This window comes from Nocardioides sp. JCM 18999, assembly GCF_055391175.1.
On record NZ_AP043887.1, the window covers coordinates 21,858 to 44,423 of the forward strand.

Below are 22,566 nucleotides of genomic sequence, written 5' to 3' on the forward strand. Positions count from 1 at the left end.
ATGGGGCAGCTCGTGCTCGGCGTCGGAGCCTCGCACTCGACGTTGATGAACACCCACTGGGACAAGGTGGTGCACACCGACCGGGCCGAGGCGTTCCGTGACGCGCTCGCGGTCGCTCGGCACCGGATCATCGACGCCGACCCGGACGTCGTGATCATCGTCGGGTCCAACCACTTCCGCGGGTTCTGGCTCGACCTGATCCCCGCCTTCACCCTCGGCGTCGGCGAGGTGATCGCGTCCGGGGAGTCGGGCACCCCCAAGGGGCCCCAGCTGACCAGCCCCGTCACCGCGCAGGCCCTGGCCACGTCGCTGGTCGAGGCGGGCACCGAGGTCGCGATCTCGGCGCGCCTGCAGATCGACCACGGCCAGTCCCACGCGATCCAGTACCTGCTGCACGACCTCGATGTGCCGGTCGTTCCGCTGGTGGTCAACGTCTTCGCCGCACCGCTGCCGACGATGCCGCGCTGCGTCGAGCTCGGCCGCCAGATCGCAGCCGCCGTGGCAGCGCTGCCGGACACGATGCGGGTCGCCGTGATCGCCTCCGGCGGTCTGTCCCACCAGCTGCCCTGGCCCTCGGACTGGACCGAGCCCGACGGTGACGACGAGACCTTCCTGGTCGAGGCGTGGCTCAACGGACGCGGTGAGTGGGAGCGCTACGACAAGCGCCGCCGCGAGATCATCGTCGCCGCCCAGCCGACCATCTTCAGCGACTTCGACGAGCAGTTCCTCGCCGACCTGGAGAAGGGCGAACTGGCGCCGTACGGCGAGCTGACCACCGCCGAGATCGCCGCGCGTGCCGGGAACGGCGGCCAGGAGCTCCGCACCTGGCTGGTGATGGCGGCCGCCCTCGGCTTCGCGCCGGGCAAGGCGCTGGCCTACTCCCCGATGCCCGAATGGCTCACCGGCATGGGCGTCGCCGTGATCGAACCCACCGAAGGAGCATCATGACCGTCACCCTCGAGCACGCGGCCGAGCGGCTGACCTCGCCCGCCGCGGGACCGATGCCGGAGAGCCGGTACGCCAAGGCCGACGGGGTCGAGTACCACTACCTCGAGCTCGGACCGACGTCCGGACCGGACACGATCTTCCTGCACGGCGGTGGACCCGGCTGCACCGGTTGGAGCGACTTCGGCCCGGTCGCGCCCCTGTTCGCCGAGGACCGGCACTGCCTGATCCCCGACATCCTCCAGTACGGCAAGTCGGAGAAGTGCCTGATCACGGGGCCGATGTGGGACTTCCACGCCGCCAAGATCGTCGCCCTGATGGACACCCTCGGCGTGGCCGAGGCCGACTTCATCTGCAACTCCTGGGGTGGCACGATCGCGCTCTGCCTGGCTGCGACCTACCCCGAGCGGGTCCGGTCGCTGACGATCACGGGCAGCATGCCGGTCTTCTACGGTCCGCTCGCGCCGCTTCCGGAGAACGGCCACCGGGGGCGCCGGGCGCGCGACATCTACTACGGCGGCGAAGGTCCGACCCGGGAGAAGATGCGCGAGCTGATCACCAGGCTCGAGTGGTACGACGCCGAGCGGCTCCCCGAGGAGACCCTCGACATGCGCTGGGAGCAGAGCCTCGATCCCGGCGAGCGCGAGCTGGCTGCGATGTCGGACTCCCCGCGCGGGGAGTGGCAGGACCTCACCGCCGAGCTCGGCAAGGTCGAGGCACCGACGCTGTTCATGTGGGGCCGCGAGGACGCGTTCCTCACCCCCGACTACCCGATGATGCTCGCCCGGATGGTGCAGCGCGGGAACCTCCACGTGATGGACCACGTGTCCCATCACCTCCAGGAGGAGCGCCCCGTCGCCTACCACGCGATCGTCAACGGCTTCCTGGCCGCAGCCCAGCACCGCTGAGCCTGCGAGCCCCTTCCCGACTGGAGAAACCCATGCCCAAGCTGCTCGTCCTCGCCCTGTTCGGCCTCGTCCTCGCCGCGCTCGGATTCGCCAGCAAGCGGATCGCCCTCCACCAGGCGGTCCTGCCCGAGGTCACCACCAAGATCAACACCCGCGTCACGCGGATCAACCAGCCCTGATCAGTTCTAGGAGAACCACCTGATGAGCACCTTCGCTTCGACCATCTGGGCCGAGCTCGCCGGCACCGACTTCACCCTCACCCACGTGGACGCGGGGGGTGTGTCCACGCGCGCCCTCCAGACCGGTCAGGGCACCGAGCACGTGATCTTCCTGCACGGCACCTCGGGCCACCTCGAGGCGTTCACCCGCAACCTGCGGGCGCACGCCGCGGACTACCGCTGCCACGCGATCGACATGCTCGGCCACGGCTACACCGACAAGCCTGACTTCCCCTACGAGATCCCGCGCTACCGCGACCACCTGCTCGCCTACATGGACGCCCAGGGCATCGAGAAGGCGCACATCGTCGGCGAGTCCCTCGGCGGTTGGGCCGGCGCTCGGACCGCGATCGACAACCCCGACCGGATCGCGTCGCTCCAGCTCCTCTGCGCCGGCGGAACGGTCGCCAACCCCGAGGTGATGGAGCGGATCCGGACCAGCACCCGCAAGGCCGTGGAGACCGACGACATCGAGCTGACCCGCACCCGGATGCGACTCCTGATGGCTGACCCGGTCGACGCCACCGACGAGCTCGTCGAGGTCCGGCACGCGATCTACCACCAGCCCGAGTTCGTGGCGAACATCGACAACCTGCTCTGCCTGCAGGGGATGGAGACGCGCCAGCGCAACATCCTGCGTCCGGAGGACCTCGGCCAGATCACCGTGCCGACGCTGGTCGTGTGGGGTCGCAACAACCCGTTCGGTGACGTGCCCGAGGCCACCGCGATGCACAACGCGATCGCCGGTTCCGAGCTCGTCCTGTTCGACGCGTGCGGTCACTGGCCCCAGCACGAGAAGGCCGAGGAGTACAACCAGATCAGCCTCGACTTCATCGCCAAGCACTCGGTCTGACGTGTCCCCCCACGAGGCTGCCGTCGCTGCGGTGATGCAGCACGTCAGCCGTGAGCGGTTGCTCGACGCCGTCGGCGGGCTGGTCTCCCGTGCCAGCCCGACCGGCGCCGAGCGGCCGCTCGCCGAGTGGATCACCGGTCAGCTCGAGGCGTCGGGCGGTGCGGGCCGGATCCAGGCTCACACCCAGGTGATCGACGAGCGGCAGGCCAACGCGGTCGGCGTGCTGCCCGGACGGGGCAACGGGCCGTCGGTCCTGCTCTACGCCCCGATCGACACCTTCACCACCGGCGTCGAGGAGTACGACGTCCCGGGTGCCGCGACAGCGCTGCGCGCCGACATGCTCCCGGCTGCCGTCGGGGACGGCGACGGCGCCGGTGATCTGGTGACCGGATTGGGCGCCGGCAACCCGAAGGGCCATGCGGCCTGCGTCCTGGTCGCGCTGGCGGCCCTCGACGCGGCCGGCGTCGAGCTGCCCGGCGACGTCGTGGCCGGCTTCGGCGCTGGAGGCATGCCCGCGTTCGCGCTCGACGGGGTCGGTGTCCCGGGCCGGACCAACACCGGCCACGGGGTCGGCGCGGGGTTCCTGACCGAGCGGGGCTTCACCACCGATGCGGCGATCATCGCCAAGCCGGGATGGTCGGTCTTCCACGAGGAGGTCGGGCTGGTCTGGCTCGACGTCCTCGTCGAGGGGACGCACACCTACGTGGGCAGCCGACACCGGTTGCCGTACCGCAACGCCGTCGCCCTGGCGGCCCGGGTCGCCGTACGACTCGAGGAGTGGCTCGAGGGCTATGCCGAGCGGCACGAGCACGGTTCGATGCGCCCGCAGGGCGTCGTCTCCTCGATCCAGGGAGGCTTGCCGCACCTGGCCGCCTCGACCCCGGCCCAGGTGCGCCTCCGGCTGGACCTGCGGCTGACCACCGAACAGACTCCGGCGTCGGTGACCAGGGAGGTCCGTGCGTTCCTCGACGACCTCGGCGACGAGCTCGGTGCGCACCTGACCGTCGCCCAGGTCGCCGGTATCCCCGCCACCCGCACCGATCCTGACTCGCCGGTGGTCCGGGCGACGGTGGCGGCCTGGGAGGCGGTCGCCGGCGCGCCGTTCACCCCGATCCTCGGCAACAGCGGTGCGACCGACGCCAACGTGCTCCGGATGCGCGGCATCCCGACCGCCCGGGTGGGGATGCCCAAGGTCACTCAGGGGCCGGCCGGTCAGGACGTCGACTTCACCCTGGGGATGAACCTGGTCTCGCTGGACGCGATGCGGTCGTTGGTGGAGATACTGGTGCGGGCCGTACTGCTGCTGCAGGGGCAGGACGAAAGGACCGGGTGAGGTGGCCGAGGCACGACCACGTCCCTACGGGGACGGACTGGGCGAGGGCGCCAACAGCGTCCTGGGCAAGGCCCGCCTGATCCTCGAGTCCTTCCAGATCGACGACGCCGACCTGTCGTTGTCGGAGCTGGCCCGCCGGACGGGCATCTCGAAGGCCTCGGTGTACCGGCTCTCCCAGGAGCTCGTCGACTGGGGGCTGCTGGAGCGGGCCGGCCAGGACTACCGACTCGGGATGCGAGCCTTCGAGCTGGGCAGCCGCGTGCCCCGCTTCCGGGTGCTGCGCGACACGCTGCGGCCGTTGATGGAGAACCTCCACCACGCCACCAAGGAGACCGTCCACCTCGCCGTCCTGGACGGGCTCGAGGTGCTCTACCTGGAGAAGGTCGCCGCCGCTGCGCAGGCGACCCGGCCGTCCCGGATCGCCGGCCGGATGCCGTTGCACTCCACCGCCACCGGGAAGGTCCTGCTCGCCCACGCGCCCGCATCGGTCTTCGACGACGTCGTCGCCCGCGGCCTGACCCGTCAGACTCCAGCCACGATCGTGATGCCGGGGGTGCTGGCCGAGCAGCTCCGGCTCGTCCGGGAGCGCGGCTACGCCACCGAGCAGGAGGAGACGACCGCCGGGTACGTCTCCGTCTCTGTCCCTGTGCGGGGCAGCAGTGGGATGGTGTTGGGAGCGATCTCGATCACGGCGCCGGCCTTCCGGGCCGACGTCCCGCGCTACGTCAAGGCGCTGACCGCCGTCAAGGCGCGCGTCTCCACGCTCGACCAGATCAACTGAGCGCCCCGAACTAAAGATTTCCCTCGGTCCGCGCAAGAAATTCGCGCTACTGCAGGATCGGCCACCGAACGTAACGTCCGTCACACCTTGAATCGACAGGTCCACCGGCGACGTCGGCAGGACGGATCGATCCCCAGCAGCTTGAAGGAGTGACTCATGTCCAGCAAGTCCGGACTCAGAGGCTCGATCGGTGTCATCGGCATCGTGTTCCTCGTGGTCGCGGCGGCCTCGCCGCTGACCACGGTGGCGGGATCGCTTCCCGTGATGATCGCGATCGGCAACGGCGCCGGCGCCCCGCTCACCTACATCGTCTCCGCGCTGGTCCTGCTGTTCTTCAGCGTCGGCTACGCCGCGATGAGCGGCCGGATCACCGACGCCGGCGCGTTCTACGCCTACGTCACCCGGGGACTCGGCAACCGGCTCGGGATCGGCGCCGCCGGTCTGGCCCTGTTCGCCTATGCGACCGTGCAGGCCGGGGTCTACGGCCTGGCCGCCGCGACCATGGACGGACTGGTCGTGCACTACGGCGGCCCCGACCTGCCCTGGTGGTGCTGGGCGTTCGTGATGATGGCCGCCGTCGGCCTCGTCGGCTACCGCAACATCAGCCTCGGTGCCGGGCTCCTCGGTGTCCTGCTGGCACTCGAGATCGTCGCCATCGTGGCTCTCACCATCGCGATCTTCGCCCAGGGCGGCGCGCACGGGATCGACTTCGACTCCTTCAAGCCGTCCACCTTCTTCTCCGGGTCGCCGGGCATCGCGATGATGTTCGCGATCGGATCCTTCGTCGGCTTCGAAGCCACCGCGATCTACAGCGAGGAGGCCCGCAACCCGAAGCGGACCGTTCCGCTGGCGACGTACGTGGCGATCATCTTCATCGGCGTCATCTACGCCCTCTCGAGCTGGGCGATCGTGCTCGCCTACGGCAGCGACGAGGTCGCCACGGCGGCGCAGGCAGACCCTGCCGGGCTCACCTTCAACGCGGCGGCGACCTACCTCGCACCGTGGACCGCCGACGCCATGCAGCTCATGCTGGTGACCAGCCTGTTCGCGACCCTGCTGGCCTTCCACGGCGCCATCTCGCGCTACGTCTTCGCCCTGGCGCGGGCCGGCTACGCCCACCCCAAGCTCGCCTCGGTGCACCCCCAGCACGGCTCGCCGCACGCCGGCTCGATCCTGCAGACCGTCTCGGCGGCGATCCTGGTCGGTGCGTTCGCGATCGCCGGAGCGGACCCGGTGCTGCAGCTGTTCACCTGGATGGCCGGCGTCGCCATCGTCGCGATCCTGCTCGTGATGGCGCTCACCAGCGTCGCGATCATCGCCTACTTCCGTCGCACCCGGGTCGACACCCGGTTGTGGCAGACGGTCGTCGCGCCGGTGCTCGGTGGCCTCGGGCTGCTCGCCATCACGGCGATGGTGCTGGCGAACTTCACCACCCTGATCGGTGGCTCGCGCACCACGGCGGCGATCTTCCTGGCGGCGATCGTGGTCACCTTCGTCGTCGGTCTGGTCCTCGGTGGCCGGCCTGCGCGCCGCGACGAGGACGGCGATGACGTCCCGTCGGGCCCGATGAGCCTGGCCGACGGCCCCGACGAGCACGCTGCCACCCCCGCTCGTTGAGCTCACCCCTCACCCCGGATCGATGAAGGACTGACGATGTCGCACGAAGAGAAGTTGCTGGAGCGCCGGTTCAAGGCGTTGGGACGCAATGCGCCGCTCTTCTACGACCGTCCGGTCCATCTCGTCCGGGGGGAGGGGGTGTGGGTGGAGGACGCCGACGGTCGCCGCTACCTCGATGCGTACAACAACGTGCCCCACGTCGGGCACTGCCACCCCCGGGTGGTCGAGGCGGTCGCCCGCCAGGCCGGCACCCTCAACCTGCACACCCGTTACCTGCACGAGCTCGTCGTCGAGTACGCCGAGCGTCTCACCGCCACCCTGGCCGACCCGCTCGACACCGCGATCCTGACCTGCTCGGGCAGCGAGGCCAACGAGCTCGCGCTGCGGATGGCCCGGTTCGCCACCGGCAAGCAGGGCGTCATCGTCAGCGACTTCAGCTACCACGGCAACACCGCGACCCTGGCGTCGGTGACGACCTGCTTCCCGGTCGTGGAGGCGTTCCCGGACTGGGCACGCGGCGTCCGGATCCCGGACCCGCACCACGACGGCGCCGGGCTGACCGAGACCGAGCTCGCCGACCGCTACGTCGACGAGGTGGTGGCAGCGGTGCGCTCCCTGGAGGAGTCCGGGCACGGCGTCGCCGCGATCCTGATCGACTCCTTCTTCGCCAACGAGGGCCTGCCCGACGCTGTGCCCGGGTACGTCGCCCGGGCCGTCGAGGCGGTCCGCGCGGCGGGTGGCCTCTTCATCTGCGACGAGGTGCAGGCCGGCTTCGGCCGCACCGGTGCGGCGATGTGGGGTCACGAGCTGGTCGGCGTCACCCCGGACATCGTCACGATGGGCAAGCCGATGGCCAACGGGCACCCGGTCGCCGGTCTCGTCTCGAACAACGACCTGGTCTCCGACTTCCAGAGCGCCTCCACCTACTTCAACACCTTCGGTGGCAACCCCGTCTCGGCGGCGGCGGCGATGGCGGTCCTCGACGTGCTCGAGGAGGAGAAGCTCCAGGCCAACGCCCTCACCGTCGGGGACCACGTGCGGGTCGGGCTGGAGCGGCTCGCCAGCCGGTACGACGTCGTCGGCGGCGTCCGGGGCCGAGGACTGTTCTTCGGCATCGACCTCGAGGTCGACGGCCGGCCCGATGCCGATCTGACCAAGCGGTTGGTCAACGACATGCGCGACCGAGGCGTCCTGCTCAGCCGGATCGGTCGGCACGACAACGTGCTGAAGATGCGCCCTCCGCTGGTCTTCACCATCGCGGACGCCGACCACCTGCTCGGCACCTTGGACGACGCCCTCGGGCAGCTGGGATGACGACCGTCATCGAGGAGCTGACCCGGATCGCCGAGACCGCTGGTTCGCACTGGGACGGTGGATTCAGTGACATCGCCCTGATCAAGCACCGGGAGAACGCCGTCTTCTCCGCCCGCCGTCCCGACGGCACGCAGGTCGCGATCCGACTGCATCGCGCCGGCTACCACTCCTCGGCCGCCCTGCACTCCGAGCTCGCCTGGATGCAGGCCATCGGCGCGGCGGGCGCGATCGACGTACCGACCGTGGTTCCCGCCTCGGACGGACGCCTCGTGGTCGAGGTCGGCGAGGAGTCCGCGTGCGGGTCCGTGCGCCAGGTCTCGGTGCTCGGTTGGCTCTCGGGACGTCCGGCCGGCACGTCCGAGGACGGCGTGGCCGGGGACCCGGACGCTGTCGTCCGGCTCTACGGCCAGGCCGGCGCCCTGGCTGCTCGACTGCACGACCACTCCTCCTCCTGGGTGCGCCCCGACGGGTTCACCCGCCCGGCCTGGGACGCCGAGGGGCTGGTCGGGGACTCCCCGCTCTGGGGCCGGTTCTGGGAGTACGACGCCCTCACCGAGTCGCAGCGCGGCCTGCTCCTCGCTGCTCGCGACCGGGCCCGGATCGACCTCGCCCGGCGCGGATGCGATCCGGCCGGTTACGGCCTGATCCACGCCGACCTGGTGCCGGAGAACCTGCTCGACGACGCGGGCACCCTCCAGCTGATCGACTTCGACGATGCCGGCTTCGGTTGGTTCGGCTTCGAGCTGGCGACCGCGCTCTACTTCAACCGGGGGCTGGACTCCTATCCCGCCGTGCACCGGGCGCTGATCGACGGCTACCGGACGGTCAGGCCCTTCACGCGCGAGGACGAGGAGTGCCTGCCGCTCTTCCTCTTCCTCCGCGGCACGACCTACCTGGGGTGGGTCGGCTCGCGTCCCGACACCGACACGGCGCGGGAGCTCGGTCCGCAGCTGATCCAGATGGCGTGCGAGGTCGCCGAGGAGTACCTCGCCGGGGGCTAGATTGAGGCCATGACGACCGACCGGGCTGAAGAGGCGGCCAGGCCGAGCCACGAGCACGAGGCTGCCGGTGAGGGGCTGTCGAACAAGCTCAACTGGCTGCGCGCCGGGGTGCTCGGCGCCAACGACGGCATCGTCTCGACCGCCGGCGTCGTGATGGGTGTCGCCGGTGCGACCGACGACCGGTCGGCGATCTTCATCGCCGGCGCGGCGGCCCTGGTCGCCGGGGCCCTGTCGATGGCGGCCGGTGAGTACGTCTCGGTCTCGACCCAGCGCGACGCCGAAGAGGCCCTGATCGAGGCCGAGCGGCGCGACCTGGAGCGGATGCCGGACGAGGAGCTCGACCAGCTGATGGGGATCCTCGAGAACGCCGGCATGTCCGACGACGTCGCCCACCGCGCGGCCGAGCAGCTCACCGAGTGGAACGCGCTGCGGGTGCACGCGAAGCTCGAGTTCAACATCGACCTCGACGACGTCACCAACCCGTGGTCGGCCGCCGGCGCCTCGGCGTTGTCGTTCACCATCGGTGCGCTGCTGCCGGTGCTGATGATCCTGCTGCCGGTCGACATCCGGATCTGGGCGACGCTCGTCTCGGTCGCTGCGGCGCTCGCGATCACCGGGTTCGTCTCGGCCCGGATCGGCTACGCGAAGCCGTGGCCCGCCGTCGTGCGCAACGTCGCTGGCGGGGTGCTCGCGATGGTCGTCACCTGGGCGATCGGGTCGGCCCTCGGCACCCAGGTCTGACGGGCGCTACTCCGCCAGGCCGTAGAGCCGGTCCCCGGCGTCGCCGAGTCCGGGGACGATGTAGCCCTTCTCGTTGAGCTTCTCGTCGAGGGCCGCGGTCACGATCTTGACCGGCGCGGTGACGCCCTCGAGTCCGGCCTCGAGCTTGGCCAGTCCCTCGGGGGCGCAGAGCAGGGTGATGCAGGTGATGTGGTCGGCACCGCGGTCGACGAGGAACCGGATGGCCGCGGCGAGGGTGCCGCCGGTGGCCAGCATCGGGTCCAGCACGTAGCACTGCCGGCCGGTCAGGTCGTGCGGCAGCCGCTCGGCGTAGGTGATCGCCTCGAAGGTCTCCTCGTTGCGGGCCATGCCGAGGAAGCCGACCTCGCCGGTCGGGACCAGGCGCATCATCCCGTCGAGCATGCCGAGTCCGGCGCGCAGGATCGGCACCACCAGCGGTCGCGGGGAGGAGAGTCGGGTCCCGGTCATCGGCGAGACGGGGGTGGTGATCCCGACCTCCTCGACCCGGACCTCACGGGTGGCTTCGTAGGCCAGCAGCGTGACGAGTTCCTCGGTCAGGGCGCGGAAGGTGGGCGAATCGGTGCGCTCATCGCGCAGGGTGGTCAGCTTGTGCGCGACGAGCGGGTGGTCCACGACGACGGTCTGCATGGACCGAGCGTAATGGGGGTTTGCTTCGAAGCGCCCGTCTGAGAGTGTGGACCCCATGGCGGGGAGCGCAGACGAGATCGAGGGCATCGACTTCGCCCTGGCGGTCTATCGCGAGGAGGGCGTGTGGCAGGTCGCTGAGCTGGCCCACGCTCTGCTGAGCGACGTCGACACCGTCGCTGCCGCCCTGCGTCGCTTCCCCGGGGACGGCGGCGCCGTCGGTCTGGTGGGGATCGACGAGGACTTCTTCATCGTCTGCCGGGTCGCCGGCTCCAACGTCAGGCTGCTGCTCTCCGACGTCACCGCCGCGGAGGACTGGGAGCTGGCCGAGTCGGTGATCGACTACCTCGGCCTGCCCGACCCTGACGACGACGAGGACGTGGCCCCCGCGGGGGACCTGGGGATCTTCGCCGACGCCGGCTTCTCGGCGATGGACATGGGGATCCTGCTCGACGACGACCTCTACCCGGACGAGGCCCTCTCGGAGATCGCCCGCCGGATGGGCTTCGGAGAGCTCTTCGACAACGCCGTCGGCATGACCAGCGCGTGAGCGCAGCGCTCTCGTTCGACGAGGCGATGGGTCTGGCCCTGCAGGAGGCCCGTGCGGCTCTGGCCTCCGCGGACGTCCCGATCGGTGCCGTCGTGCTCGACCGCGACGGCGCGGTGATCGGCCGCGGGCACAACCTGCGCGAGGCCACCGGCGACCCGACGGGTCATGCCGAGGTCGTCGCGCTGCGCCAGGCGGCCGAGTCGGTGGGGGAGTGGCGGCTCAGCGGCTGCACCCTCGTCGTCACCCTCGAGCCCTGCACCATGTGTGCCGGTGCCGTCGTGCTGTCCCGGGTCGACCGCCTCGTCTTCGGGGCGTACGACGACAAGGCCGGCGCGGTCGGCAGCCTGTGGGACGTCGTGCGGGACCGTCGACTCAACCACCGGCCGGAGGTGCTGGCCGGTGTCCGCGCCGCCGAGTGCACCGACCTGCTCGAGGAGTTCTTCGGCGAGCGGAGATCAACCCAGCGTTGAGGTGCGCGCGACCAGCTCGGGCGTGAAGAGCCGCTGCCGGTGCACGTGCTGCGGGTTCGTCGCCTCGTCCAGGACGAGGTCCGCGGCGATCCGGCCCAGCTCCTGACGCGGCTGCCGGACCGAGGTCAACGGCACCACCGAGGCCGAGGCGAAGTCGATGTCGTCGTACCCGACCAGGGCGAGGTCACGGGGGACGGAGAGGCCGGCGGCGATCGCCTGCTGCAGCAGCCCGAGCGCGGCCAGGTCGTTCGCGCAGAACGCGGCCGTCGGGCGTCGCGAGCTCGGGATCCCGGCCAGGCGCTCGCCGGCCGACCGACCGGCGGCGACGGTGAGTGAGTCGACCGCGATCAGGGTCAGGTCCTCGTCGGGGAGTCCGGCATCGCGCCAGGCCGACCGGGCGCCCTCGTAACGGTCGGCGACCTGGCCGATGCTGAGCGGTCCGCCGACGAAGGCGACCCGGCGGTGGCCCTGGTCGATCAGGTGCTCGACCGCGATCCGACCGCCGTGGACGTCGTCGACGGCGACGGAGCAGAACCGGTCGCCCTTGCGGATCCGGTCGACGATCACCAGGGGGACACCGCGAGAGGCGAGGCCGTCCAGGTGCGCCCCTTCGGGATCGACCGGCGTGACCAGGATGCCCTGCACGCGTTGCTGCTCGAGGTGTTCCAGGTGCCGGATCTCGCGCTCAGGACGGCCGTCGCTGTTGCACAGGAACAGCGACAGGTCGGCCGACTCGGCGCCGGTCTCGATGCCCTCGGCGACGTCGGTGAAGAAGGGGTTGCCGGCGTCGAGCATGACGTAGGCCAGGGTCCGGGTCTGCCCGGAGCGGAGCGACCGGGCCGACTCGTTGCGCACGAAGCCGAGCTCGGCCATCGCCCGCTCGACACGCTCGCGGGTGCCGACCGCGACCCGGTCGGGGCGGTTGAGCACGTTCGAGACGGTGCCGAGGGAGACTCCGGCCGCAGCGGCGACGTCCTTGACCGATGCTGCCTGTCCGGCCATCGACGTCACCTCCTGGAGCAACAGCCTCAAACTTCAGCGCGCGTGCGCGAAGAACTGGACCGAATTGAAACGGTTCAGGACGCCACTGTCAACGGGGTCTCACGCCCCGGTTGGATGTGTCAACTGAACGACGTGCGAAGAAATTTGGTGTTAACCCTTGACGGCTGTGATGGCCCTCACATACGTTTCTGGAGTCAGTTTGAAACGTTTCAAAGGAGCAGGCAGATGCCGAACCCGACTGCGGTTCCCGTGCTTGAGTTGCGGGACGTCGCCAAGTCGTTCGGGTCCGTGGTGGCCCTGCGCTCCGGCAGCCTGGTCGTCGAGCGCGGGTCGATCCATGCCCTCGTCGGCGAGAACGGCGCCGGCAAGTCGACCCTGGTCAAGGTGGTCGCCGGCGTGCACCGCCGCGACAGCGGTGAGTTCAAGTTCCTCGGCGACGACGTCGACTTCAGCTCGACGGCCGCCTCGAAGTCGGCCGGCATCGCGGTGATCTACCAGGAGCCGACCCTCTTCCCCGACCTCTCCGTGGCGGAGAACATCTTCATGGGCCGCCAGCCGCTCGCGGTCGGCCGCCGGATCGACTACGGCCAGATGTACGACGACGCCGAAGCGCTCTTCACCCGGCTCGGTGTCCAGGTCGACCCGCGCCGCCCCGCCCGCGGGCTCTCCATCGCCGACCAGCAGGTCATCGAGATCGCCAAGGCGATCTCGCTGGACGCGACGCTGCTGGTGATGGACGAGCCGACCGCGGCGCTGAGCGGGGTCGAGGTCGATCGACTCTTCGCGATCGCCCGCCAGCTGCGCGACGAGGGCCGCGGCCTGGTCTTCATCTCGCACCGCTTCGACGAGGTCTTCGACCTGTGCGACACCATCACGGTGATGCGCGACGGCGCCTACATCTCCACGGTCGCGACCGAGGAGACCACCGTGGCCGAGATCGTCTCCAAGATGGTCGGCCGCGAGGTCGCCGAGCTCTTCCCCAAGGTTCCCGCCGAGATCGGTGAGGTCGTCCTCGAGGTCGAGGGCCTCACCTCCGCAGGCGTCTTCCACGACGTCTCCTTCACCGTCCGCGCGGGCGAGATCGTGGGACTGGCGGGGCTCGTCGGCGCCGGCCGCTCCGAGATCGCCCGCGCGGTCTTCGGCGTCGACGGCTACGACTCGGGCCGTGTCCGCGTCGGCGGCCAGCCCGTCAAGGCGCACCACCCGCGCGCGGCGATCCGCGCCGGCGTGGCCTTCGTACCGGAGGACCGCCGCAAGCAGGGCCTCGTCATCGAGGAGTCGGTGGCGCGCAACGTCGCCTCCGTCATCCGCCGCGGCCTGTCCGCGGCCGGCGTCCTGACCAACGCGGCCGAGAACAAGGCCGCCGGTCCCTGGGCCAGCAAGCTCGAAGTCAAGACCGCCGCCCTCGACATGCACGCCGCCACGATGAGCGGCGGCAACCAGCAGAAGGTCGTCATCGCCAAGTGGCTCGCGACCAACCCACGGCTGCTGATCATCGACGAGCCCACCCGCGGCATCGACGTCGGCACCAAGGCCGAGGTCCACCGGCTGCTCTCCGACCTGGCCGGTCAGGGCCTGGCGATCGTGATGATCTCCAGCGAGCTCCCCGAGGTGCTCGGCATGGCCGACCGCGTCCTGGTGGTCTGCGAGGGCCGGATCACCGCCGACATCGACCGCAAGGACGCCACCGCGGAGGCCGTGATGCACGCCGCCACGCGGAACTCCTCCACGACCCCCGCGACAGCTGCTTCGGAGATCCCGGCATGAGCAACGAGAACACGATCATCCATCCCAGCCAGGCCTCGGCGCTGACCCGCACGATGTCGAACCTGCTGCGCTCGCGCGAGATCGCCGTCCTGGCGGTGATCGTCGTGATCGTCGTGCTGACCACGCTGAAGTCGAGCAGCTTCATCTTCAGCTCCGACGGCTGGCGCAACCTCTTGGTCACCCCGTCCCTGCTGATCGTGCTCGCGGTCGGTCAGGCGGTCGTGATCATCACCCGCAACGTGGATCTCTCCGTCGGCTCGACGATGGGGCTGACGGCGTACCTGGCGGGCAAGGTCTTCATCGCCCAGCCGGACCTGCCGGTCTTCCTGATCTTCCTCATCGCGCTGGCCTTCGGTGGTGCGCTGGGTCTGGTCAACGGCGTCCTGGTCGCCTTCGGGCGGGTGCCGGCGATGGTGATCACGCTCGGCACGCTCTACATCTACCGCGGCATCTTCCTCACCTGGGCCGGCAGCGACCGGGTCAACGCGAGCGACTTCCCGAGCGGCTTCCTCTCTCTCGGGACGGACAAGCTCTTCGGCCTGATCCCGTACCTGACGATCATCGCCCTGCTGATCATGGGCGTCGTCGGCTACTACCTCCGCACGGCTCGTAGCGGCCGGGAGCTCTACGCGATCGGTTCCGACCCGGACGCCGCGCACCTCTACGGCCTGCCCGTGACCCGTCGGGTCCTGATCGCCTTCGTCCTCTCCGGAGCGATGGCCGGTCTGGCCGGTGTCATCTTCGCCGCCCGGTACGGCACCGTCTCCTCCGGAGTCGGCTCCGGCATGGAGCTGCAGGCCGTCGGTGCCGCCGTCATCGGTGGTGTCGCCATCGCCGGTGGTGTGGGCACCGTCTGGGGTGCCGCGCTCGGCGCCTTCCTCCTCGTCACGATCAACATGGCGCTGCCGATCATCGGCATCAGCGACTTCTGGCAGAAGGCGGTCGTCGGAGCCCTGATCATCGGCGCCATCGTCCTCGACCGGGTCCTCGCCCAGCGCCAGGAGCGCGCCCTCGTGGCCTCCCGCGACCGAGCCCGACTCGACAGCCCGCCCCCCTCGAACGACACCGTGAAGGCAGGTAGCCCCGCATGAGCACCGCGACCGCCACCCCGCCCGCGCATGAAGCGACGCGCAGCTACAAGGCCTACGCCCACCCGTGGTGGCGCCGGACGTTCCTGACCCGCGAGTTCGCGATCATCGCCCTGCTCGCCATCGTCTACCTGTACTCGATGGCCAACGTGGCCAACTTCGACAGCCCGCTGACGCCGTACTACCTCTTCCTCGACATCGCGCCGATCCTGCTGATCGCGCTGCCGATGACGATGGTGATGGTGACCGGCGAGATCGACCTGTCGGTCGCCAGTGTGGTCGGCCTTTCCAGCGTCCTCGTCGGCATCCTGCACCAGGACGCGAACATGTCGATCCCGGCCGCGGCAGCCGTCGCGATCGTCGTCGGTGCGGTCTGCGGAGCGCTGAACGGCTACCTCGTCGCGTACGTCGGCCTGCCGTCACTCGCGGTCACGATCGGCTCACTCGCCCTCTACCGCGGGATCGCCCAGGGCCTGCTCGGCACCAAGGCGATCACCGACTTCCCCGAGAAGTTCACCGATCTGGCCAAGGCTCGGATCTTCGGTGAGGGCACCAGCTATCCGACGATCCTGGTCCCGTTCCTGATCCTGCTGCTGGTCAGCGTCTGGGTGCTGCACTTCTCCAACGTCGGCCGCGGGATCTTCGAGATCGGCCTCAACAAGGAGGCCGCTCACTTCACCGGCGTCAACGTCGAGACCACCAAGTTTTGGCTGTTCGTCTTCTCCGGCGCGGTCTCCGCCTTCGCCGGCGTCTACTACACGCTGCGCTTCGGCAGCGCCCGCGGCGACAACGCCACCGGCCTGGAGCTCCAGGTGATCGGGGCGGTCGTGCTCGGCGGGGTCTCGGTCTTCGGAGGCCGCGGAGCCATCCACGGCGTCATCGCCGGTGTCGTCCTGATCGGTGTCATCTCCAGCGCGATGCGCCTGGAGGGCCAGACGGTCAACGTCATCAACATCGTCATCGGAGTGCTGCTCGTGCTCTCGGTGATCTCCACCAGCTTCCTGGCATGGGCCTCTCGGTGGCTCCACTCCAGGGCGAGGGGCAACGGCCCCACCTCACCTCGACGGCGCGCGGTCGCCGAAGGAAACTGAAAGGTAGAACGATGAAGTTCAACACTCGGCGGTTCACGGCCATCACGGCCGTTGCCCTTGCCGCCAGCTTCGGACTGACCGCGTGTGGCGGCAGTGATGACTCCTCGAGCGGCGATGGCGGTGGCTCGGACAAGGTCACCGTGACGTTCCTTCCCAAGAACCTCGGCAACCCGTACTTCGACACCTCGGCCAAGGGTGGCAAGGCCGCCGTCGAGGAGTTCGGCGGCACCTTCGCGCAGGTCGGTCCCGACGCTGCCTCCCCCGACGCGCAGGTCCCGTTCATCAACACGGCCGCCCAGCAGGGCGTGAAGGCCCTCGTGGTCAGCGCGAACGACCCCAAGGCGATCTGTGACGCGCTCAACGAGGCCCGCGACGCGGGCACGAAGGTCGTCACGTTCGACTCCGACACCGACGCCGAGTGCCGTGACCTGTACATCAACCAGGCCACTGCTGAGGGCATCGCGAAGGCTCAGGTCGACCTGATCTCCGAGCAGATCGGTGACGCCGGCGAGGTCGCGATCCTCTCCGCCGCGGCCAACGCGACCAACCAGAACGCCTGGATCGACCTGATGAAGGCCGACCTCGCGGCGAACCACCCGAACATCAAGCTCGTCGACACCGTCTACGGCGATGACGACGACCAGAAGTCGTTCGACCAGACCGCCGCGTTGCTGCAGAAGCACCCGCAGCTCAAGGGCATCATCTCCCCGACCACGGTCGGTATCGCCGCTGCGGCCCGTTACCTCTCCACCAGCTCCTCCAAGGGCAAGGTCGCGCTGACCGGTCTCGGTACCCCGAACCAGATGCGTGACTTCGTCAACGACGGCACCGTCACCGCGTTCGCGCTGTGGAACCCCGAGGACCTGGGCTACCTGGCCGCGTTCGCTGCCAAGGCTCTCGTCGATGGCGACATCACCGGCAAGGAAGGCGACACCTTCACCGCCGGCAAGCTCGGCGACTTCACCGTCGGCAAGAACGCCGAGGTCCTGCTGGGCGAGCCGTTCGTCTTCAACAAGGACAACATCGCGGACTTCGACTTCTGAGCGAACCCGGTGCCTGCCGGGACCTCCTCGCCCGGCAGGCACCGACTCAGACCTGAACACCCTTCCCCCCTGATCTCCAGGAGTTCTCCACCATGCGCCGCGTCTGCTTCCAGCTCCAGGTGAAGCCCGAGCGGATCGAGGAGTACCGACAGCGTCACGCTGCCGTGTGGCCCGACATGCTCACCGCTCTCGCCGAGACCGGCTGGCACAACTACTCGCTGTTCCTGCGCGAGGACGGACTCCTGATCGGCTACTTCGAGACCGACTCGCTCCAGGCCGCACAAGCCGGCATGGCAGCCCGAGAGGTCAACGCCCGGTGGCAGGCCGAGATGGCCGAGTTCTTCATCGACCTCGGCGATGCCGCCCCCGACACCGGGTTCCTCGAGCTGACCGAGGTCTTCAACCTCGCAGATCAGCTCGCCCAGCTCCCCGCTCCGTTCCCCACCCGATCGACAGAAGAAGTGAAGTGAGATGACGACCGAAACACGGTTCGCGCAGATCGCACCGGCCCTCGAGGGCCAGGCCATCGAGGTTCCCTCCTGGGCGTACGGCAACTCCGGCACCCGGTTCAAGGTCTTCGGCACGCCGGGCACGCCCCGCACGCCGGAGGAGAAGATCGCCGACGCCGCCACCGTCCACCGCTTCACCGGCCTCGCGCCGTCGGTCGCGCTCCACATCCCGTGGGACAAGGTCGATGACTACGCCGCCCTGCGGAAGTACGCCGAGGACCTCGGGATCAAGCTGGGCACGGTCAACTCCAACACGTTCCAGGACGACGACTACAAGTTCGGCGCCCTGACCCACACCGACCCGAAGGTCCGGGCCAAGGCGATCGCGCACCACCTCGAGTGCATCGACGTGATGGACGAGACCGGCTCGCGCGACCTGAAGATCTGGCTCGCCGAGGGCACCAACTACCCGGGCCAGGGCGACATGCGCGGTCGTCAGGACCGCCTCGCCGAGAGCCTGGCGGAGATCTACGCCCGGATCGGTGAGGACCAGCGTCTGGTCCTGGAGTACAAGTTCTTCGAGCCGGCGTTCTACCACACCGACGTCCCGGACTGGGGCACGTCGTACGTCCAGGTGGCGGCCCTCGGCGACAAGGCGATGGTCTGCCTCGACACCGGTCACCACGCGCCCGGCACCAACATCGAGTTCATCGTCGCCCAGCTGCTCCGGCTCGGGAAGCTCGGTTCGTTCGACTTCAACAGCCGGTTCTACGCCGACGACGACCTGATCGTCGGCACGGCCGACCCGTACCAGCTCTTCCGGATCATGGTGGAGTGCGCCCGGGGTGGCGCCCTCGACGCCGACTCCGACGTGGCTTTCATGCTCGACCAGTGCCACAACATCGAGAAGAAGATCCCCGGCCAGATCCGGTCGGTGCTCAACGTGCAGGAGATGACCGCGCGAGCGCTGCTGCTCGACCGCGACGCCCTGACCGTGGCGCAGGAGGACGGCGACGTGCTCCTGGCCAACGAGATCTTCATGGACGCCTTCTACACCGACGTCCGCCCGCTGCTCGCCGGATGGCGCGAGGAGCGCGGTCTGCCTGCTGACCCGATGCAGGCCTACCTCGCCAGCGGCTACCAGGAACAGATCGAAGCGGACCGCGTCGGCGGTACCCAGGCAGGATGGAACTGACCACATGAGCACCAACACCACGGCTGCCGAGCTGATCGCTCGCTCCAACCGTCTGGGCGCGGACGCCAAGAACACCAACTACGCCGGCGGCAACACCTCGGCCAAGGGCAGCGAGACCGACCCGGTCACCGGTGAGGCCGTCGAGCTGCTCTGGGTCAAGGGATCCGGCGGTGACCTCGGCACCCTCCAGGAGTCCGGCCTGGCCGTGCTGCGCCTGGACCGGATGCGCTCCCTCGTCGACGTCTACCCGGGCATCGACCGCGAGGACGAGATGGTCGCCGCGTTCGACTACTGCCTGCACGGCAAGGGCGGTGCCGCGCCGTCGATCGACACCGCGATGCATGGCCTCGTCGACGCCAAGCACGTCGACCACCTCCACCCCGACTCCGGCATCGCGATCGCGACGTCGGCCGACGGTGAGGCGCTGACCGAGAAGATCTTCGGCGACAAGGTGGTCTGGGTCCCGTGGCGTCGTCCCGGCTTCCAGCTCGGTCTCGACATCGCTGAGATCAAGGCGAAGAACCCGCAGGCTGTGGGGTGCATCCTCGGCGGCCACGGCATCACCGCGTGGGGCGACGAGAGCGCCGAGGCCGAGGCCAACAGCCTCTGGATCATCGACACCGCGGCGGCCTACATCGCCGAGCACAGCAAGGACGAGCCGTTCGGCCCGGCCCTGCCCGGGTACGGCGCCCTGCCCGAGGCCGAGCGCCGCGCCAAGGCCGCGGCCCTGGCCCCGACGATCCGCGGCATCGCCTCGGCCGACCGGGCGATGGTCGGCCACTTCACCGACGCCGACGTGGTGCTGCACTTCCTCGAGCACGCCGAGCACCCGCGCCTGGGTGAGCTGGGCACGTCCTGCCCCGACCACTTCCTGCGCACGAAGGTCAAGCCGCTCGTCCTCGACCTGCCCGCCTCGGCGAGCATCGAGGAGTCGATCGCCCGGCTCAAGGAGCTCGCGGTCAGCTACCGCGAGGACTACCAGGGCTACTACGACCGCAACGCCGTCGCCGACAGCCCGGCGATCCGGGGCAAGGACCCGCTGATCGTGCTGGTTCCCGGCGTCGGCATGTTCTCCTTCGGCAAGGACAAGCAGACCGCCCGCGTGGCCGGTGAGTTCTACATCAACGCGATCAACGTGATGCGTGGCGCCGAGGGTCTGTCCACCTACGCCCCGATCGACGAGGCCGAGAAGTTCCGGATCGAGTACTGGGCGCTGGAGGAGGCCAAGCTGCAGCGGATGCCCGCGCCCAAGCCGCTCGCCACCCGGATCGCGCTGATCACCGGTGCCGCCGGCGGCATCGGCAAGGCCACCGCCAAGAAGCTCGCCGCCGAGGGCGCCTGCGTCGTCATCGCCGACCTCGACCTGGCCAAGGCCGAGGCGGCCGCCGCCGAGATCGGTGGCGCCGACGTCGCCGTCGGTGTCGCTGCCGACGTCTCCGACGAGGACGCCGTCCAGGCCATGGTCGACGCGGCCGTGCTCGCCTTCGGTGGTCTCGACCTGGTGGTCAACAACGCCGGACTGTCGCTGTCCAAGTCGCTGCTCGACACCACCGCGGCGGACTGGGACCTGCAGCACAACGTGATGGCCAAGGGCTCGTTCCTGGTCTCCAAGGCCACGGCCAAGGTGATGATCGAGCAGGAGATGGGCGGCGACATCGTCTACATCTCCTCGAAGAACTCGATCTTCGCCGGACCGAACAACATCGCCTACTCCGCGACCAAGGCCGACCAGGCCCACCAGGTCCGGCTGCTGGCGGCCGAGCTCGGCGAGCACCAGATCAAGGTCAACGGGGTCAACCCGGACGGCGTCGTCGCCGGCTCGGGCATCTTCGCCTCGGGCTGGGGCGCCAACCGGGCCGCGGTCTACGGCGTCGAGGAGAAGGACCTGGGCAAGTTCTACGCCCAGCGCACGATCCTCAAGCGCGAGGTGCTCCCCGAGAACATCGCCAACGCCGTCTTCGTCCTCTGCGGACCCGAGATGACGCACACCACCGGGCTGCACATCCCGGTCGACGCAGGTGTGGCTGCCGCCTTCCTGCGATGAGCTCAGCACCTTCCCCCGCTCCTCTCCAGGGCGTTCTGCGGCTGGCGGCCGTCGACCTCGGCGCGACCAGTGGTCGTGTCATGGCGGCGGTCGTCGGCCCGGATCGGCTCGAGCTGACCGAGGTCCACCGCTTCCCCAACGGCGGAGTGCGGGTCGGCAACGAGCTGGTCTGGGACGTCGTCGGCATCCACCGGGAGGTGCTCGCCGGGATCAAGCAGGTCGCGGCGACCGGGCCGGTGCACGGCATCGGGATCGACTCCTGGGCCGTGGACTACGGCCTGCTCGACCAGGACGGTCGGCTGCTGGGGAACCCGGTCAGCCACCGTGACGAACGCACGGCCGGGATCGCCGACCAGGTCCGCGCGATCGTCCCCGATGCCGAGCTGTACGGCATCACCGGGCTGCAGGAGCTGCCGTTCAACACGATCTACCAGCTGGTCTCAGCGGCAGGTTCGACCGCGCTCGACGGTGCGCGGACGCTGCTGCTGCTGCCCGACCTGCTGAGCTTCTGGCTGACCGGACAGGTCGGCGCAGAACGCACCAACGCCTCCACCACGGGGCTGTATGACGCGACCCACCGCGAGTGGTCGCGCGATCTGGCCGCCAGGGTCGGCGTACGAGCAGAGATCCTGCCTCCGCTGCGCGACCCTGGCGACCGGATCGGCTGGGTGACCCCCGGCGTCGCCGTCGAGCTCGGCCTGGACGCGGCCGTTCCGGTGATCGCCGTCGCCTCCCACGACACCGCCTCCGCTGTGGTCGGCGTTCCGGCCGAGATCGAGAACTTCGCCTACATCTCGTCGGGCACCTGGTCCCTGGTCGGCCTCGAGCTGCCGGCCCCGGTGCTGAGCGACGCCGCCCGCGAAGCCGACTTCACCAACGAGGCCGGCGTCGACGGAACGGTCCGGTTCCTCAAGAACGTGATGGGGCTGTGGGTGCTGTCGGAGTGCCTGCGCAGCTGGCGCGAGCGGCAGGCCGTCGACGTCGACCTGCCGGTTCTGCTCGCTGCCGCCGAGCTCGAGCCGGCCCTGCGCACCGTGGTCGACATCAACGACCCGAGCCTGCTCGGCCCGAGCACCGGGTTCGACCCGATGCCGGAACGGATCCTGGCGCTGGCTGCTGCGGCCGGCGAACCCGAGCCCGAGGGCCCGGTCGCGATCGTCCGCTGCGTCCTCGACTCGCTCGCGCTGGCCTACCGACGCCACGTCCGGACCGCCTCCGAGCTGGCCGACCAGCCGGTCGAGGTCGTCCACGTCGTCGGCGGTGGCTCCAACAACGCCCTGCTCTGCCAGCTCACCGCCGACGCCTGCGGTGTCCCGGTCCTGGCCGGGCCGGGCGAGGCGGCCGCCCTCGGCAACGCGCTGGTGCAGGCCCGCGGCCTGGGCGCCGACCTGCCCGACCTCGCCGCGATGCGCGCCCTCATCCGGGCCACGCACGACGTGGTGCGGTACGAGCCGCGAGGCGGCCTCGAGTGGGACGACGCCGAGCGCCGTCTCGGACAGGGATGATGACTC

The 22,566-nt window shown here is 69.8% G+C and carries 22 protein-coding genes; 20 read left to right on the top strand and 2 right to left on the bottom strand.

The genetic code is table 11. The features are described 5' to 3' along the window. The 10 genes from ACZ5J1_RS00110 (at position 1) to ACZ5J1_RS00155 (ending at position 9,711) form a co-directional block, all read left to right on the top strand. On the top strand, positions 1-948 hold the full coding sequence (locus tag ACZ5J1_RS00110; RefSeq protein WP_464561452.1) for a DODA-type extradiol aromatic ring-opening family dioxygenase: 948 nt from the start codon (positions 1-3) through the stop codon (positions 946-948). After that, positions 945-1,853, top strand: coding sequence for an alpha/beta fold hydrolase (locus ACZ5J1_RS00115; protein ID WP_464561454.1), 909 nt, complete (start codon positions 945-947; stop codon positions 1,851-1,853). Before ACZ5J1_RS00110 ends, ACZ5J1_RS00115 begins: the two co-directional genes overlap by 4 nt. Before the next feature lie 32 nt (positions 1,854-1,885). Then, positions 1,886-2,032, top strand: coding sequence for a hypothetical protein (locus tag ACZ5J1_RS00120; RefSeq protein ID WP_464561456.1), 147 nt, complete (start codon positions 1,886-1,888; stop codon positions 2,030-2,032). Between the two features lie 22 nt (positions 2,033-2,054). Next, on the top strand, positions 2,055-2,924 hold the full coding sequence (locus ACZ5J1_RS00125; RefSeq protein WP_464561458.1) for an alpha/beta fold hydrolase: 870 nt from the start codon (positions 2,055-2,057) through the stop codon (positions 2,922-2,924). A gap of 1 nt (position 2,925) precedes the next feature. Continuing rightward, positions 2,926-4,257, top strand: coding sequence for a hypothetical protein (locus tag ACZ5J1_RS00130; RefSeq protein WP_464561459.1), 1,332 nt, complete (start codon positions 2,926-2,928; stop codon positions 4,255-4,257). A 1-nt stretch (position 4,258) separates the two neighbouring features. Beyond that, positions 4,259-5,038: an IclR family transcriptional regulator gene (locus ACZ5J1_RS00135; protein WP_464561460.1), complete on the top strand. Its 780-nt coding sequence runs from the start codon at positions 4,259-4,261 to the stop codon at positions 5,036-5,038. A gap of 156 nt (positions 5,039-5,194) precedes the next feature. Further along, positions 5,195-6,655, top strand: a complete 1,461-nt coding sequence (locus tag ACZ5J1_RS00140) for an APC family permease (RefSeq protein WP_464561461.1) — start codon at positions 5,195-5,197, stop codon at positions 6,653-6,655. A 36-nt stretch (positions 6,656-6,691) separates the two neighbouring features. After that, the gene (locus ACZ5J1_RS00145; RefSeq protein ID WP_464561462.1) at positions 6,692-7,969 is read left to right on the top strand and encodes an aspartate aminotransferase family protein; all 1,278 of its coding nucleotides are present in this window, start codon (positions 6,692-6,694) and stop codon (positions 7,967-7,969) included. Further along, positions 7,966-8,970 carry a phosphotransferase enzyme family protein gene (locus tag ACZ5J1_RS00150; protein WP_464561463.1) on the top strand — a complete coding sequence of 335 codons (1,005 nt, stop codon included), beginning with the start codon at positions 7,966-7,968 and terminating at the stop codon, positions 8,968-8,970. Before ACZ5J1_RS00145 ends, ACZ5J1_RS00150 begins: the two co-directional genes overlap by 4 nt. Positions 8,971-8,979: 9 nt before the next feature. Then, positions 8,980-9,711: a VIT1/CCC1 transporter family protein gene (locus ACZ5J1_RS00155; RefSeq protein WP_464561464.1), complete on the top strand. Its 732-nt coding sequence runs from the start codon at positions 8,980-8,982 to the stop codon at positions 9,709-9,711. A 6-nt stretch (positions 9,712-9,717) separates the two neighbouring features. Here ACZ5J1_RS00155 and upp read toward each other — a convergent pair whose 3' ends face one another. Continuing rightward, on the bottom strand, positions 9,718-10,359 hold the full coding sequence (gene upp, locus ACZ5J1_RS00160; protein ID WP_464561465.1) for a uracil phosphoribosyltransferase: 642 nt from the start codon (positions 10,357-10,359) through the stop codon (positions 9,718-9,720). A gap of 55 nt (positions 10,360-10,414) precedes the next feature. Here upp and ACZ5J1_RS00165 point away from each other — a divergent pair, with 55 nt between their 5' ends. Further along, positions 10,415-10,906, top strand: a complete 492-nt coding sequence (locus ACZ5J1_RS00165; RefSeq protein ID WP_464561466.1) for a tRNA adenosine deaminase-associated protein — start codon at positions 10,415-10,417, stop codon at positions 10,904-10,906. A 26-nt stretch (positions 10,907-10,932) separates the two neighbouring features. Next, positions 10,933-11,376, top strand: a complete 444-nt coding sequence (gene tadA, locus ACZ5J1_RS00170; RefSeq protein WP_464564823.1) for a tRNA adenosine(34) deaminase TadA — start codon at positions 10,933-10,935, stop codon at positions 11,374-11,376. Here the strand turns inward: tadA and ACZ5J1_RS00175 are convergent. Further along, the gene (locus ACZ5J1_RS00175; protein ID WP_464561467.1) at positions 11,362-12,378 is read right to left on the bottom strand and encodes a LacI family DNA-binding transcriptional regulator; all 1,017 of its coding nucleotides are present in this window, start codon (positions 12,376-12,378) and stop codon (positions 11,362-11,364) included. The two genes, tadA and ACZ5J1_RS00175, sit on opposite strands and share 15 nt — an antisense overlap. Positions 12,379-12,603: 225 nt before the next feature. Between ACZ5J1_RS00175 and ACZ5J1_RS00180 the strand changes: the two genes are divergently transcribed. The 8 genes from ACZ5J1_RS00180 to ACZ5J1_RS00215 all read left to right on the top strand — a co-directional run bounded on the left by ACZ5J1_RS00180 (position 12,604) and on the right by ACZ5J1_RS00215 (position 22,560). Continuing rightward, positions 12,604-14,145, top strand: a complete 1,542-nt coding sequence (locus ACZ5J1_RS00180) for a sugar ABC transporter ATP-binding protein (RefSeq protein WP_464561469.1) — start codon at positions 12,604-12,606, stop codon at positions 14,143-14,145. Next, positions 14,142-15,236, top strand: coding sequence for an ABC transporter permease (locus tag ACZ5J1_RS00185; protein WP_464561470.1), 1,095 nt, complete (start codon positions 14,142-14,144; stop codon positions 15,234-15,236). The genes ACZ5J1_RS00180 and ACZ5J1_RS00185 overlap by 4 nt, the downstream gene beginning before the upstream one ends. Further along, positions 15,233-16,324, top strand: coding sequence for an ABC transporter permease (locus ACZ5J1_RS00190; protein ID WP_464561471.1), 1,092 nt, complete (start codon positions 15,233-15,235; stop codon positions 16,322-16,324). Before ACZ5J1_RS00185 ends, ACZ5J1_RS00190 begins: the two co-directional genes overlap by 4 nt. Positions 16,325-16,335: 11 nt before the next feature. Then, positions 16,336-17,367 carry a rhamnose ABC transporter substrate-binding protein gene (rhaS, locus tag ACZ5J1_RS00195; RefSeq protein ID WP_464561472.1) on the top strand — a complete coding sequence of 344 codons (1,032 nt, stop codon included), beginning with the start codon at positions 16,336-16,338 and terminating at the stop codon, positions 17,365-17,367. Between the two features lie 92 nt (positions 17,368-17,459). Continuing rightward, positions 17,460-17,837, top strand: a complete 378-nt coding sequence (locus tag ACZ5J1_RS00200) for an L-rhamnose mutarotase (RefSeq protein ID WP_464561473.1) — start codon at positions 17,460-17,462, stop codon at positions 17,835-17,837. A 1-nt stretch (position 17,838) separates the two neighbouring features. Further along, a complete protein-coding gene (rhaI, locus tag ACZ5J1_RS00205) occupies positions 17,839-19,011 on the top strand; it encodes an L-rhamnose isomerase (protein WP_464561474.1) in 1,173 nt (390 codons plus the stop codon). A 4-nt stretch (positions 19,012-19,015) separates the two neighbouring features. Beyond that, positions 19,016-21,055 (top strand): bifunctional aldolase/short-chain dehydrogenase, encoded by a 2,040-nt coding sequence (locus ACZ5J1_RS00210; RefSeq protein ID WP_464561475.1) that lies wholly within the window; start codon positions 19,016-19,018, stop codon positions 21,053-21,055. Beyond that, positions 21,052-22,560 (top strand): rhamnulokinase, encoded by a 1,509-nt coding sequence (locus ACZ5J1_RS00215; RefSeq protein WP_464561476.1) that lies wholly within the window; start codon positions 21,052-21,054, stop codon positions 22,558-22,560. Before ACZ5J1_RS00210 ends, ACZ5J1_RS00215 begins: the two co-directional genes overlap by 4 nt. Positions 22,561-22,566 lie beyond the last annotated feature (6 nt).